At 40.7% G+C, this 13536-nt stretch carries 15 protein-coding genes; 8 read left to right on the top strand and 7 right to left on the bottom strand.

Annotated features, from left to right (window positions below; all coding sequences use genetic code 11):
* The first annotated feature begins 217 nt into the window (after positions 1–217).
* Positions 218–517 (top strand): YbaB/EbfC family nucleoid-associated protein, encoded by a 300-nt coding sequence (locus DSY56_RS01910; RefSeq protein WP_000981523.1) that lies wholly within the window; start codon positions 218–220, stop codon positions 515–517.
* A 344-nt stretch (positions 518–861) separates the two neighbouring features.
* On the opposite strand, the gene pta is transcribed toward DSY56_RS01910, so the two are convergent.
* From pta to DSY56_RS01890, 4 genes are read right to left on the bottom strand one after another with little or no spacing between them, the layout of a single operon-like run.
* Positions 862–1833: a phosphate acetyltransferase gene (gene pta / locus DSY56_RS01905; RefSeq protein WP_112443674.1), complete on the bottom strand. Its 972-nt coding sequence runs from the start codon at positions 1831–1833 to the stop codon at positions 862–864.
* Between the two features lie 43 nt (positions 1834–1876).
* The gene (locus DSY56_RS01900) at positions 1877–2773 is read right to left on the bottom strand and encodes an RluA family pseudouridine synthase (RefSeq protein ID WP_112443673.1); all 897 of its coding nucleotides are present in this window, start codon (positions 2771–2773) and stop codon (positions 1877–1879) included.
* The gene (locus tag DSY56_RS01895; RefSeq protein ID WP_000799049.1) at positions 2770–3588 is read right to left on the bottom strand and encodes an NAD kinase; all 819 of its coding nucleotides are present in this window, start codon (positions 3586–3588) and stop codon (positions 2770–2772) included. Before DSY56_RS01895 ends, DSY56_RS01900 begins: the two co-directional genes overlap by 4 nt.
* Positions 3572–4243 carry a GTP pyrophosphokinase gene (locus DSY56_RS01890; RefSeq protein ID WP_000171681.1) on the bottom strand — a complete coding sequence of 224 codons (672 nt, stop codon included), beginning with the start codon at positions 4241–4243 and terminating at the stop codon, positions 3572–3574. The genes DSY56_RS01895 and DSY56_RS01890 overlap by 17 nt, the downstream gene beginning before the upstream one ends.
* Positions 4244–4371: 128 nt before the next feature.
* Between DSY56_RS01890 and DSY56_RS01885 the strand changes: the two genes are divergently transcribed.
* The 7 genes from DSY56_RS01885 (at position 4372) to DSY56_RS01855 (ending at position 9144) form a co-directional block, all read left to right on the top strand.
* The gene (locus tag DSY56_RS01885) at positions 4372–4941 is read left to right on the top strand and encodes a CYTH domain-containing protein (RefSeq protein WP_112443672.1); all 570 of its coding nucleotides are present in this window, start codon (positions 4372–4374) and stop codon (positions 4939–4941) included.
* A 112-nt stretch (positions 4942–5053) separates the two neighbouring features.
* Positions 5054–6013, top strand: a complete 960-nt coding sequence (locus DSY56_RS01880; RefSeq protein ID WP_049524085.1) for a ribose-phosphate diphosphokinase — start codon at positions 5054–5056, stop codon at positions 6011–6013.
* Positions 6014–6022: 9 nt separating this feature from the next.
* Complete coding sequence (locus DSY56_RS01875; RefSeq protein WP_112443671.1) at positions 6023–7138, top strand: cysteine desulfurase family protein; 1116 nt, start codon at positions 6023–6025, stop codon at positions 7136–7138.
* 4 nt (positions 7139–7142) lie between these two features.
* Positions 7143–7490 (top strand): DUF1831 domain-containing protein, encoded by a 348-nt coding sequence (locus DSY56_RS01870; RefSeq protein ID WP_001864230.1) that lies wholly within the window; start codon positions 7143–7145, stop codon positions 7488–7490.
* 7 nt (positions 7491–7497) lie between these two features.
* On the top strand, positions 7498–7713 hold the full coding sequence (locus tag DSY56_RS01865) for a DUF4649 family protein (RefSeq protein WP_000462491.1): 216 nt from the start codon (positions 7498–7500) through the stop codon (positions 7711–7713).
* Between the two features lie 82 nt (positions 7714–7795).
* Positions 7796–8437 (top strand): redox-sensing transcriptional repressor Rex, encoded by a 642-nt coding sequence (locus tag DSY56_RS01860; RefSeq protein ID WP_112443670.1) that lies wholly within the window; start codon positions 7796–7798, stop codon positions 8435–8437.
* A gap of 17 nt (positions 8438–8454) precedes the next feature.
* Positions 8455–9144, top strand: a complete 690-nt coding sequence (locus DSY56_RS01855) for a gamma-glutamyl-gamma-aminobutyrate hydrolase family protein (RefSeq protein ID WP_112443669.1) — start codon at positions 8455–8457, stop codon at positions 9142–9144.
* On the opposite strand, the gene radC is transcribed toward DSY56_RS01855, so the two are convergent.
* The 3 genes from radC to DSY56_RS01835 all read right to left on the bottom strand — a co-directional run bounded on the left by radC (position 9141) and on the right by DSY56_RS01835 (position 13533).
* Entirely contained in the window at positions 9141–9821 is a 681-nt protein-coding gene (gene radC, locus DSY56_RS01850) for a RadC family protein (RefSeq protein ID WP_112443668.1), read from the bottom strand. The genes DSY56_RS01855 and radC overlap by 4 nt on opposite strands.
* 42 nt (positions 9822–9863) lie before the next feature.
* Positions 9864–12155, bottom strand: coding sequence for a DNA helicase PcrA (pcrA, locus tag DSY56_RS01845; protein ID WP_112443667.1), 2292 nt, complete (start codon positions 12153–12155; stop codon positions 9864–9866).
* A 517-nt stretch (positions 12156–12672) separates the two neighbouring features.
* Positions 12673–13533 (bottom strand): methionyl aminopeptidase, encoded by an 861-nt coding sequence (locus tag DSY56_RS01835; RefSeq protein WP_112443666.1) that lies wholly within the window; start codon positions 13531–13533, stop codon positions 12673–12675.
* Positions 13534–13536: the final 3 nt, after the last annotated feature.

Raw genomic sequence — 13536 nt, 5'->3', positions numbered from 1 at the left:
GCCCCTCTTAGCAAAAATCATTATTTTAATTTATTTCTAATCACTCCTTGACATAAATAACTCTCACCAATAAAAGACTATGTCTTAAAAAAATGGTATAATAAAATCAATACTTGGGCTTGATGGATATGCTACTAATAACAATTAGGAGAGAAAATCAGGCACTTGTTAACAACAAGGATTATCCCCTTGAGATGAAAGGAACTTTAGAAATCTTATGATGAACATGCAAAACATGATGCGCCAAGCACAAAAACTTCAAAAACAAATGGAACAAAGTCAAGCTGAACTTGCAGCTATGCAATTTGTTGGCAAATCTGCTCAAGACCTTGTCCAAGCGACCTTAACTGGAGATAAGAAAGTTGTCAGCATTGATTTCAATCCAGCTATCATTGACCCAGAGGACCTTGAAACTCTTTCTGATATGACCGTTCAAGCCATCAACTCTGCTCTTGAACAAATCGATGAAACTACCAAGAAAAAACTGGGTGCTTTCGCTGGGAAATTGCCATTCTAAAAACAAGGAGCTAGAACAATACTTGTCGATAACAAAGGCTAAGAAAGGTGCAAAAATTATAAAAAACGCATAATAGCAGGTGTCAAAACACTCAATATTATGCGTTTTCTAATGAAAAAATTCTCTTTTCATACTCATTTAAAATCAAAAAGGGAATTTATCGTTTTACGGACATGTATATTACAGATTTCTATAGGTCGTATATAGACAGGATATCATCGCTTGGAAGTTGTCCTTTTTGACACCAATCAGTAATTTAGTTCCCAGGAGTTAATGGCAGTGCTTTTCGTACATAGTTTCATAACTACAGTATAGCATAGTATATCGCTTTATAGTTTTCACTATTAATGAACAGCTTGGGCTGCTGTGATAAGGGTTAACTTGTAAACATCATCTGCATTACATCCACGAGAAAGGTCGTTAACTGGCTTGTTCAAACCTTGCAAAACAGGTCCTACAGCCGCAAAACCACCAAGACGTTCAGCCATCTTGTAGCCAATATTTCCTGCCTCTATACCTGGGAAGATAAAGACATTTGCTTGACCAGCTACTGTACTTCCCGGAGCTTTCAGAGCTGCAGTTTCGGGAACAAAGGCCGCATCAAATTGCAACTCACCATCGATTTCAAGGTCAGGACGCAAGTCGTGAGCAATTTTAGTTGCTTCTACAACCTTATCAACGCTTTCACCAAAGCCTGAACCTTTAGTAGAATAGCTTAGCATAGCAATTTTAGGCTCGATGCCAAACATCTTAGCTGTGATTGCTGAGTTGATGGCAATTTCAGCCAAGGCTTCTGCATCAGGATTGATATTGATAGCACAGTCTCCAAAGAGGTAACGTTCCGTACCACGAACCATGAGGAAGGCACCTGAAGTACGAGTCACATTTGGGCGAGTTTTAATGATTTGTAGGGCTGGGCGAACTGTTGAAGCTGTTGAGTGAATAGCTCCAGATACCATTCCATCAACCAAGCCCAAGTAAACCAACATAACACCAAAGTAATTGACATCTTCAACCAAAACCTTGCGTGCATCTTCTTCAGACATTTTGCCCTTGCGACGCTCCACCAAGGCAACAACCATTTCTTCAAATTGAGGATAATGTTGAGGGTCAATAACTTCATAACCATCCATGATCCCTTCAATTTCAAGATAAATTTTAATTTTTTCAGGATTTCCAAGCAAAACAGGAATCACTTCTGTTTCTTTTACCAAGCGTTTAGTCGCTTGAAGAATACGTGGCTCTTCCCCTTCAGGGAGAACAATACGAGCATTTTTACCAACCAAGTTGGCTTTGAGACTTTCAAAAACTTCCATGAGTTTTCTCCTTTAAAATAATAATTATACTCTGAAACAGTTTTTATAGAGTATTAGTTGATAACTGGGTAATAAGGTTGCTAAAATCATTCGGCAAGGGACTTTCTAACTGCAAGTCTTGCTCTAAAAATGGATGATAAAAAGTTAAGGAATGACAATGTAGGGCCTGGCGCTGAATTCCATCGTCTAGACTACCACCGTACAAGTCATCTCCCAACAAAGGAAAACCAATATGAGAAAAATGGACTCGGATTTGGTGGGTTCGACCAGTGTGCAGGCGAATGTCTACCAAATGAATATTCCCATAAGATGCTACAATCTTGTAAGAAGTATGAGCATACTTTCCACCTTTAGCTACGCGTCTGGTAATAATGGAGTCTTCATCACGCGCAATCGGAGCAATAATTTCCCCCTCTGACTCCAAGTGTCCATCGCCTTTAACCAAAGCAAAGTAGCGTTTTTCAATGGACTTCTTCTGCAACTGCTTGTCTAATCGTGCATGGGCATAGCCGTGCTTAGCAAAGAGCATCAAGCCAGAAGTATCTCTATCAAGTCTAGTTACAATGTGAACCTGCTGATTTTCATAGTCTTGCTTGACGTAGTAACCCTTGATAAAATTAGCGATGGTATTGGAGTGATTAACACTAGGAATAGAAGCCACTCCATAGGGTTTATTTAAGACTAGAAAATGGTCATCCTCATAGAGAATATCCAGTGGGCGCTCGATAGCTTCGAGAGTTTCAAAACCTTCCTCAGCGGGAATATCTATGATAACTCGGTCCCCAATATCCAATAGATAGGTTGCATTTTGCGGTTGGTCGTTGACCAGAATAGCTCCACCTCGAAACTTAATCTTGGCCAGAAGCCCCTTAGAAACCTCGTGCTTTTTTAAGAAAGTCTTAACCTTGACATGTTCATCTGCGATAAATTCAAACCTCATTCGTCCACCTCGCCGATAAAGGCATCCTTAACGCGGTTCCAGAAACTGGTGTGGCTAGGTGTAGCGACAAAGTGAATCTTATGATGGTCAATTTGATACTCGATTCGCTCGATACTACGAAAAGAATAGACACTATTGTCAACCGAAATAGTATGGTAATCATTTCTTGTTGGAATGAGTTCAATCTTATCCTTCTTAGGCACAATAATGGAAGAGCCCAGCGTTCGATAGACACGATTATTGAGGCTGGCAATTTCCGTTAATTGCAAAGCTTCAATGGTAGGATGTAACACTGCACCGCCAAGAGACTTGTTATAAGCCGTACTACCAGTCGGCGTTGAAACTGTTAGCCCGTCTCCACGAAAACGTTCAAAGGGAACACCATTGATGACAATATCTGCCACCATGGTTCGATCAGACCTGCGGATGCTGGCTTCATTGAGGGCACGAAAAATCTTGACCTCTCCATTTCCAAGAAAAACCTTCACATTTAGAACAGGGTAAGAAACCCTTGCTCCGGTATCTAGCTGCAAATTGGTCATTAACTTATCCAACTCAAAATCACGATAATCGGTATAAAAGCCCAGATGTCCTGTATGAAGACCGATAAAGCGTACCTTATCAAGTTGGTCTTCGTACTTATGAAAGGCCGACAAGAGCATGCCATCTCCACCAATGGAAATGACAATGTCCGGACTGCTATCATTGAGTATAAACTGATTTCTCTTCAAACGATCTCGCAATTCATACAAAACCCTTTGACTCTGCGGTTTTCTATTGGCTATCAGATCAATTCGTTTACCTGTATTCTTCATCTGTATCGTCACTGTTTCCTACACCGTCATTTAATTTTCTACTCAAGGGATCAAAAAGAGCCTGGGCTTCCTGGATATCATCACGAATTTCACCCATTTCTTCATCCAACTGATGGGCGATTCTAGCTGTAATTTCCAGTCGCTTCTTAATCTCATCTGGGAAATCCCCTTGGTACTTGTAGTTGAGAGAATGTTCTATCGTTGCCCAGAAATTCATGGCCAAGGTACGAATTTGAATTTCTGCCAAAATGGTCTTGGCTCCATTGATGGTATCAACCGTATATTCTACTACCACATGATAGGAACGGTAGCCTGAAGCCTTTCGATGAGTAATGTAATCTCGCTCCTGTATGATTCGCATATCCTGACGCTTATGCAAAATCTCCACTACTTCCTTGACGTCATCTACAAACTGAACCATCACACGTAAGCCAGCAATATCCTGCAAATCGTGCTCTAAGGTCGCATAAGTAATGCCACGACGAGCCATTTTTTCTTTGATGCTCTCAATTGGCTTGACCCGACCCGTCACAAACTCAATCGGAGAATGCTTATTTTGCTTACGATATTGCTTGCGAATACCACGAAGTTTAATCTTTAACTCACCAACAGCTTGAATGTAAGGATCTAGAAATTCTTCCCATTCTAAGGTCATATATTCTCCCTTGTTCTCATATTATCCGTCAAAAATATCTTTGATTTTTTCTCCAGATTCATATACAATAAATACAATGCTTATTATACCATAAATCCGCTTTCAACGATAAAGAAAAGGTAAGAAAAATGAAACATTTAGAAATTGAATTGAAAACACTCTTGAAAAAAGATGAATACAATCGTCTAAAAGACCAGTTCACAGACGTCACTCCTGTTCTTCAAAAAAATTACTACATGGACACGCCTGATTTTGAACTGCGAGAAAAGAAAGTTGCTATGCGCATTCGCACTTTTGAAAACTGGGCAGAATTGACACTCAAAGTCCCACAGAGTGTCGGAAACATGGAGTACAACCAAAAATTGCAGCTAAAAGATGCTGAAAACTATCTGAGCAAGAAAGAACTTCCTCAAGGGCTAGTACTGGATGAATTGGCGAAACATGGTATTAAAACTAGTGAATGGCAGATTCTTGGTTGTCTAACAACGCTTCGCTATGAAATGCAAACATCTATTGGCCTCATGGCGCTAGATGAGAGTCAATACTTTGATATGACAGATTACGAATTGGAGCTTGAAGTGGAAAATCATGAGCAAGGCAAACAGGATTTCCAACAATTTTTAGAGGAAAATCAGATTTCTTATCAAAAAGCTCCTTCAAAATTGGTTCGATTTGTCAAAAGTATGAAAAATAGCTGAAATAATCTCCATTTTTTGGTAAAATAGAAAAGATAAAAATACACGAATCCTAGTTCATATAGGTAAGGCAAATATCACTAGGATTTATAAAGTTTACAGAGGACGGTCTATAATGTCAGATAGAAAAAACATGAAACTTTTCGCACTCAACTCTAACCAAGAGATTGCACAGAAAATTGCTCAAGCTGTTGGTGTCCCACTTGGAAAACTATCATCACGTCAATTTTCAGACGGAGAAATCCAAGTGAATATTGAAGAAAGTGTCCGTGGTTATGATGTTTACATCATCCAATCAACAAGTTTCCCTGTCAACAACCACCTAATGGAATTGTTAATCATGGTCGACGCTTGTGTGCGTGCAAGTGCCCACAGTATCAACGTTGTCCTTCCGTATTTTGGCTATGCACGTCAAGACCGCATTGCTTGTCCTCGTGAGCCACTTACAGCAAAACTAGTTGCCAATATGCTGGTTAAGGCTGGGGTTGATCGTATCCTGACTCTTGATTTGCATGCCGTTCAGGTCCAAGGTTTCTTTGATATTCCAGTGGATAATCTTTTCACTGTTCCCCTATTTGCAAAACATTACTGCGATAAGGGACTACTAGGTTCAGATGTTGTTGTCGTTAGCCCTAAAAATTCAGGTGTCAAACGTGCGCGTAGCTTGGCTGAATATCTTGATGCTCCTATCGCCATTATCGACTACCCTCAAGACGATGCAACTCGCAACGAAGGTTATATCATTGGTGATGTTGAAGGTAAAAAAGCTATCTTGATTGATGATATTTTAAATACTGGACGTACCTTCTCTGAAGCTGCTAAAATCGTTGAACGTGAAGGGGCTACAGAAATTTATGCTGTTTCTAGCCACGGTCTCTTCGTCGAAGGAGCTGCTGAACTTCTTGACAATACTAAGATTAAAGAAATTCTTGTGACTGATTCAGTAGCAACAAAAGAAAAAACTCCTAAAAACGTATGCTACATCACTGCTAGTGAGTTAATTGGTGATGCTATCGTCCGTATCCACGAAAGAAAACCAGTCAGCCCACTCTTTGCCTACAACAAAAAGAAATAAGGTGATCCTTTGATTTATTTGGACAATGCTGCAACAACTCCTATGTCAGCAGTTGCTATTTCAGCTATGACCAAGGTGATGCAAGAAACCTACGGAAACCCTTCTAGTATTCATGGACATGGTCGTCAAGCTGGCAAACTCTTGCGAGAAGCCCGTCAGGAACTAGCTCAGTTACTGGGGACAAAACCTCAACATATCTTTTTCACTTCTGGTGGGACTGAAGGCAACAATACTGCTATCATTGGCTACTGCCTTCGTCACCAAGAACAAGGAAAACATATCATCACAACTGCCATTGAGCACCATGCTGTCCTTGAAACCATTGATTACTTGGTTCAGCACTTTGGGTTTGAAGCAACCATTATCCAGCCAGAAAATCAGGAAATCACTGCCCAGCAAATTCAAGAGGCCTTACGTGACGATACGATTTTGGTTTCTACCATGTTTGCTAATAATGAGACAGGAAACCTACTTCCCATTGCTGAAATTGGCCAAATACTCAAGCAACACCCTGCTGCCTATCATGTTGATGCAGTTCAGGTTATTGGTAAAATCCCTATACATCCAGAAGAATTGGGCATTGATTTTCTCACTGCTTCTGCCCACAAGTTCCATGGCCCTAAGGGAATCGGCTTTCTCTACGCATCTAGCATGGACTTTGATTCTTATCTACATGGCGGAGACCAAGAACAGAAAAAACGTGCAGGGACTGAAAATCTAGCTGCCATCGTGGGTATGGTTGCAGCCCTAAAAGAAGACCTCGAAAAACAAGAAGAACATTTTCAACATGTACAAAATCTAGAGACTGCCTTTCTGGCAGAGCTAGAGGGAATTCAGTATTACCTGAATAGAGGACAACATCATCTTCCTTATGTTCTCAATATTGGATTTCCTGGCCAGAAAAATGACCTCTTACTCCTTCGTCTAGATTTGGCTGGAATTTCTATCTCTACTGGTTCAGCCTGTACTGCGGGCATTGTACAATCCAGCCATGTTCTCGAAGCCATGTACGGGGCAAATTCAGAACGCTTGAAAGAATCCGTTCGCATCAGTTTGTCGTCAGAAAATACTGTTGAAGACCTACATACCCTCGCAAAAACCTTAAAAGAAATTATCGGAGGTTAGCCATATGGCATTTGAAAAAACCATTCTGTTAAAAAATTGTCGTTACGACTACACTCTTAGCCCTTCTGTTAAAAAATTCACCCTTAAGGACAACACCTTTTTTGAGACTAAGGTTGGTAACTATGAATTGACTCGCCTACTTGAAAAAGTGCCAAACAGCGGTGAAGGCTTCCAACTCAAAATCATCATTAACAAGGAACTTACAGGTGCTAAAATCAATATCACTGACAAGTTTGGCCTTCGTCTAGTTGATATTTTCAAATCAGAAGATCACCACATTCATCAGGAAAAATTCTATTTCCTCATGGATAGCTTAGTAGAACGTGGTGTCTTTACAAAATCGGAAAGATAGAGCCAAAATGTTTGAACTGACCTATAAGGACAGCTATCATGTAGAGCGTACACTCAAGTATGAAGATTATGAGGCTCTCATGCTAGCTTTGTCAGGATGTGTGACTCTACCAGATACACTTTATGTGACTTCTTTGACTTTTAAGGGCCAGGAAGTTTATCAGGGTCTGGTCGGAGATCTCTACCGTTTTCTATCACATGCAGATTTTTTACATCAAAACTAAGATTTTTCTTAGTTTTTTCTTGTTTTTGTTGATTTTTTCACAATGTTTCTATAAAATAGAAGAATAGAAAGGTTGTGATTTTGTGAAAGATAAACAGTTTGCTATTCCAAAAGCTACAGCAAAAAGACTCTCCCTCTACTATCGAATTTTTAAGAGATTTCATGCAGAAAAGATTGAACGTGCCAACTCTAAGCAAATTGCAGAGACCATTGGGATTGATTCAGCGACCGTACGTCGTGATTTTTCCTATTTTGGTGAACTTGGTCGTCGTGGTTTTGGCTATGATGTCAAAAAACTAATGACATTTTTTGCCGATTTGCTCAATGATAACTCCATCACCAATGTCATGCTGGTTGGTATTGGAAATATGGGCCATGCTCTTCTCCAATACCGCTTCCACGAACGTAACAAGATGAAGATTATCATGGCCTTTGACCTAGATGACCATCCTGAAGTCGGTAGCCAAACTCCTGATGGAATTCCCATTTACGGAATTTCTCAAATCAAGGATAAAATCAAGGATGCTGATGTGAAGACTGCTATCCTGACAGTTCCCAGCGTCAAGTCGCAAGAGGTTGCTAATCTCTTGGTGGATGCTGGCGTGAAAGGAATTCTTAGTTTTTCACCAGTCCATCTGCATTTACCAAAAGACGTGGTCGTTCAGTATGTCGATTTGACAAGTGAACTCCAAACTCTCCTCTATTTCATGCGAAAAGAGGATTAGAAAGCGAAAATCATTTTATGAAAAAACCAGTTATAGGGATTACAGGAAACGAAAAAACTCATCCTGATGATGACATCATGATGAGCTACGCAGCAAAAGGCTTTGTTGAAGGCGTTAAAGACGCTGGAGGGATTCCCATCATCCTACCGATTGGTGATCAAGAAATGGCCTGCCACTATATCAGTATGGTTGACAAGCTCATCTTAACAGGTGGGCAAAATGTTGATCCAAAATTCTATGGCGAACCGAAAACCATTGATAGCGATGACTACCACCTTCAAAGAGATATCTTCGAACTGGCCCTCATCAAGGAAGCGATTAAACAGAAAAAGCCAATTTTTTCTGTCTGTCGTGGGACTCAGCTTTTTAACGTTGCCATGGGTGGAACTTTGTATCAAGATATCGAAGATCACTGGCAGGATTGTTCCGCAGAGTACACAACCCAACGCTTAGTGACAGAACCAAATACCGTTCTACGAGAAATCTATGGAGAAATCTCCCATATCAACTCCTTCCACCATCAGAGTATTAAGGATTTAGCACCTAACTTAAAGATTGCGGCTTATGATCCTAAAGATGGTATCATTGAGGCTGTCATGAGTACGGATGATGTTGCCTTTCTCGGTGTCCAATGGCATCCAGAGTTTCTTTTTGAAAATCGTCCCAAAGATAAAAATCTCTTTGACTATGTTGTTAATGAACTTTAGATTAAATCTGTCTTTTCACGGTAACTAAAGTAACTAGAATGTGAGACAATCAAATGGTCCAAGAGGACAATCCCCATCAGGTCGCAGGCTTCTTTGACAAGTTTAGTAACCTGATCATCATTTCGGCTAGGCGCTACCGCTCCCGAAGGATGATTGTGAACCAAGATGAGAGAAGTCGCCATATGCTTGATAGCATAGTGAAGAATCTCTCGCGGCTCAGCGATACTACGAGTTGCAGAACCAATAAAAATGGTCTGTTGATGAATGATTTGATTTTGAGTATTGAGATAGAGCGCCACCAGGTGCTCTTGTTTTTTATCCCCCAATTCCTGCTGCATCTTCTTGGCCAACTTTTGACTGCTGAGAATACTTTCCATCTCAAGAGTCTCGTGTTTGTGAATACGATGACCCAGTTCAATCATAGCTTGTAGTTCTATAGCCTTAACACGACCGATACCAGACAGACTCTGCAATTCCTGCAGAGTCATTTTTTTTAAATCCGTTAGGCTTGAAAGGTTGCTCAAAACTTTCTGGGCAATTTCAAAAACGCTAGCTTGACGTGTTCCTGTCCTGAGTAAAATAGCTAGCAACTCTTGATTACTGAGCGCTTCAACTCCTTCCTTGGCCAGTCTTTCTCTTGGTAATAGTGAATCTTCTTGGAATGAAATACTATACATAAAAATCCTCCTCACTTTATTATTCGTGAGAAGGATGGAAAATTAGATTTTTTTCTCAATTGGAGCCACACTGGCTAAAAGTTTTTTCAAACCTACTTCCGGGAAATTGATTTTCAATTCCTGCGTAGCACCACTACCTGAAACTTCCAGAACAGTTCCCTCTCCCCATTTCTTGTGGAGGGCAATGTCACCAATGGACCAATTCGTCTCGCTAGAAGCTGATTTTGCTCCAGCTGTAAATTGACCAAATGGAAGACCGCTTGACTGGATAGTTTTTGGTGCTGCACTGCGTTTACGGTCTTGAAGAGCCTGAGCCAAACTCATACCATGACCGAAGGCAAGACCACCACTGCTATATGATGCCTTAAAGCTTGTATTTGCTGGACGAGCCAGACCTTGATACTCAAGTAAGTCCGAGCTGATTTCGTTAATAAAACGAGTGGGACGGTTGTAGTTGGTACGACCAAAAAGCAGGCGCGAGTTGGCATTTGTCAGATAGAGGATTTTCTCTGCACGCGTGATACCTACATAGGCTAGACGGCGCTCTTCTTCCAATTCATCTTGATCTTCAGCTGCACGACTAAGTGGGAAGACATTTTCTTCCATCCCAATCAAAAAGACAACTGGAAACTCGAGACCTTTGGCAGCATGCAGGGTCATCAGGGTCACTTCTGATGTCTCCTGACTACCTGAATCTGTATCCGCAATCAAGGCTAAATCATTTAAGAAACGACTCAGCTTGTCCAGACCAGTTTCCTCTTCTGACCCATCAGAGGTGTCATCAAAGTTTTTCGTCACAGAAAGAAACTCTTCGATATTTTCAACTCGAGCCTTGCTTTCTAAGGTTGCTTGAGCATTAAGGATATCAACGTACCCTGTTTTTTCTAGAACTGCCTCAACCAACTCAGTAATGCTTAACTGGTCCAGTTGATCCCGCAAATCCAAAATCATATTTGCAAAATCCCAAATTGACTGGGCTGCTTTACCCTTGATACCAGACAACATAATATTGGCTGAAGCATCTAGCATAGACATGTCTTGCATATTGGCAAAGTCACGGATTTTCTCAACTGTACCTGGACCAATTCCACGTTTCGGTTCGTTGATAATACGCTCAAAACTAATATTATCACTCAAATTAGCAATGAGGTTGAGGTAAGCGATAATATCTCGGATTTCCTTACGGCTGTAGAACTTGGTTCCTCCGACCATGGTATAAGGAATATTGGACTTGAGCAGGGCTTCCTCAATAGTACGGGACTGCGCATTAGTCCGATAGAGAACTGCAAAATCCTTGTGAAGGAAGTTTTGACTCCGACCAAGTTCATCGATGGTTTTGGCTACAAATACAGCCTCATCTAGTTCATCATTGGCACGATAGTAAACGATTTGCTCCCCATCAGCATTTTGAGTCCAGAGATTCTTAGGACGACGGTTTTTATTGTTTTTAATGACCTCGTTGGCCGCTTGGAGAATGGTTTTGGTGGAACGATAATTCTCCTCCAACAAAACTACCTTGGCTTGAGGATAATCCTTTTCAAAATCCAAGATGTTCTGCATATCAGCACCACGCCAGCCGTAGATAGACTGATCCGCATCCCCAACCACACAGATATTTTTAAAGCGAGACGCTAAGAGTTTGACTAGTTGGTACTGGGCATGGTTGGTATCTTGGTACTCATCAACGTGGATGTATTGGAATTTCTGTTGATAGTAAGTCAAAACATCAGGATTTTGATCAAAGAGACGCAGGGTCAGCATAATCAAATCATCAAAGTCAACCGACTCCGACTGACGAAGCTCTTTTTGATAAGCAGTGTAACACTGGGACACGATTTGCGTATACATATCGCCAGCTTGAGCAGTATAGGCAACATCATCAATCAAATCATTCTTAGCATTGGAAATGGTCCCCAAAATAGTTCGTTCATTCCATTTTTTAGGATCCAAGTTCAACTGCTTGAGAATGCGTTTCATGAGAGTTCGCTGCTCCCCTGGATCTACAATAGTAAAATTGCGGTTGTAGCCAATATGATCCGCATCGCGACGCAAAATACGCACACACATGGAGTGGAAGGTCGCAATCAGACAGTCCTGAGTGGCTGGATTAAGGTTATAAGCACGCTCTTTCATCTCACGCGCAGCCTTATTAGTAAAGGTAATGGCCAAGATATTCCACGGATTGATCAGCTTTTCATCAATCAGATAAGCAATACGGTGGGTCAAAACTCGGGTCTTTCCAGAGCCAGCCCCCGCCATAATCAACAAGGGACCTTCTGTCGTTTGCACCGCCTCAGCCTGACGGTCATTCATTCCATTCAATAATGCGTTCATCTTCTCTTCCTTACTCTTGAAGTCAATATTTCTATTATATCAGAATTCAGGGAAAATAGAAACTTTACGGGGAGTAGCAAAATATAGTGGATTGAAACTAGAATACTACACTGTAGGTTTCTAAAACACTCAACTCTTTCATTCAATTTTTTCATAAACTAGCTCAATACTTCAATATGAAAAAGGTAAATTTAAGATTGGCAATACGAACGTTAAACAGAATTTCATTGCTCTTTTTAGAATCAAAACGACAATATTGTGGAACCTCTACAGAAACAATAGATTGCGACACTAAAATATTCTCCCCTAGTTTTGCTTTACTAATAGTATATAGGAGGAGAGCCCTGAATCCTAGATCCTCTGTTATAATGTCGTTACAAACAAAGTTGAAGAAAATCTTAAAATCAGAAAAACGCATTATACCAGGCATTAAAAGCTTGATACAATACGTTTTATTATAAAAAGATCTACTGGATTTTTTATCAAAATAAACTTCCAGTAGTCTTTTCACTTTTTATTAATAAGTTCCTTCTTCACCTTGACTAGTCAAGATAACAGGACCATCTTTCGTAATGACAAATTGGTGTTCATATTGACAAGATAGTCCACCGTCAATGGTCTTATGCGCCCAGCCGGTCTTCATATCTGTATCAATTTCCCAGTCACCTGTATTGATCATTGGTTCAATAGTCAAGACCATTCCTTCACGAAGACGGAGTCCTCGACCTGCAATACCATAGTTAGGAACCATTGGTTCTTCGTGCATAGTTGGGCCAACACCATGACCAACCAAATCACGCACTACACCGTAACCACGACTTTCAGCATATTCTTGAATAGCCGCTCCAATATCACCGATACGGTTTCCAACAACAGCTTGCTCAATCCCCTTGTACATAGCTTCTTTGGTTACATCCATCAAATTTTTGACTTCTTCGGACGGTGTACCTACAGCATAAGCCCAACAAGAGTCTGCCAGACCACCAGAATAGCTCTGAGTGTATTTTTTCATTTGCTCAACATTGTTGAAGTTTAATTTTGAGACATTAAAATCAGATTTAGCAATTGGGCCTCCCAAAACCATATCAACTTTGAGCAAATCACCATCTTTCAAGATATAGTGACGAGGGAAAGCGTGAGCTACTTCATCGTTAAGAGAGCAACAGGTAGCATAAGGATAGTCCATCATTGCACCGTCAACCCCAATCTGAAGCGGAAGGAAATTTTCTTCCTTACAACGACGGCGGACATACTCTTCAACTTCCCACATATCTACGCCAGGCTTAATCAAATCACGTAAGCCGATATGAATACTTGCTAGAAAATCACCGGCCTTATCCATAGCTTCGATTTCACGAGCTGATTTTAATGTTATCATTTT

Origin of the sequence: Streptococcus sp. 596553 (assembly GCF_900411395.1) — a bacterium.
GTDB classification, from domain to species: Bacteria; Bacillota; Bacilli; order Lactobacillales; family Streptococcaceae; genus Streptococcus; species Streptococcus mitis_BA.
The sequence above is the reverse complement of the archived record's forward strand: the minus strand, read 5'-3'. Positions and strand labels throughout refer to the sequence as shown.

Excerpts from the sequence above, each read along its gene's own strand:
- DSY56_RS01910 (WP_000981523.1), top strand. The coding sequence starts at position 218 with ATGATGAACATGCAAAACATGATGCGCCAAGCACAAAAACTTCAAAAA.
- pta (WP_112443674.1), bottom strand. The coding sequence starts at position 1,833 with ATGGAAGTTTTTGAAAGTCTCAAAGCCAACTTGGTTGGTAAAAATGCT.
- DSY56_RS01900 (WP_112443673.1), bottom strand. The coding sequence starts at position 2,773 with ATGAGGTTTGAATTTATCGCAGATGAACATGTCAAGGTTAAGACTTTC.
- DSY56_RS01895 (WP_000799049.1), bottom strand. The coding sequence starts at position 3,588 with ATGAAGAATACAGGTAAACGAATTGATCTGATAGCCAATAGAAAACCG.
- DSY56_RS01890 (WP_000171681.1), bottom strand. The coding sequence starts at position 4,243 with ATGACCTTAGAATGGGAAGAATTTCTAGATCCTTACATTCAAGCTGTT.
- DSY56_RS01885 (WP_112443672.1), top strand. The coding sequence starts at position 4,372 with ATGAAACATTTAGAAATTGAATTGAAAACACTCTTGAAAAAAGATGAA.
- DSY56_RS01880 (WP_049524085.1), top strand. The coding sequence starts at position 5,054 with ATGTCAGATAGAAAAAACATGAAACTTTTCGCACTCAACTCTAACCAA.
- DSY56_RS01870 (WP_001864230.1), top strand. The coding sequence starts at position 7,143 with ATGGCATTTGAAAAAACCATTCTGTTAAAAAATTGTCGTTACGACTAC.
- DSY56_RS01865 (WP_000462491.1), top strand. The coding sequence starts at position 7,498 with ATGTTTGAACTGACCTATAAGGACAGCTATCATGTAGAGCGTACACTC.
- DSY56_RS01855 (WP_112443669.1), top strand. The coding sequence starts at position 8,455 with ATGAAAAAACCAGTTATAGGGATTACAGGAAACGAAAAAACTCATCCT.
- radC (WP_112443668.1), bottom strand. The coding sequence starts at position 9,821 with ATGTATAGTATTTCATTCCAAGAAGATTCACTATTACCAAGAGAAAGA.
- pcrA (WP_112443667.1), bottom strand. The coding sequence starts at position 12,155 with ATGAACGCATTATTGAATGGAATGAATGACCGTCAGGCTGAGGCGGTG.
- DSY56_RS01835 (WP_112443666.1), bottom strand. The coding sequence starts at position 13,533 with ATGATAACATTAAAATCAGCTCGTGAAATCGAAGCTATGGATAAGGCC.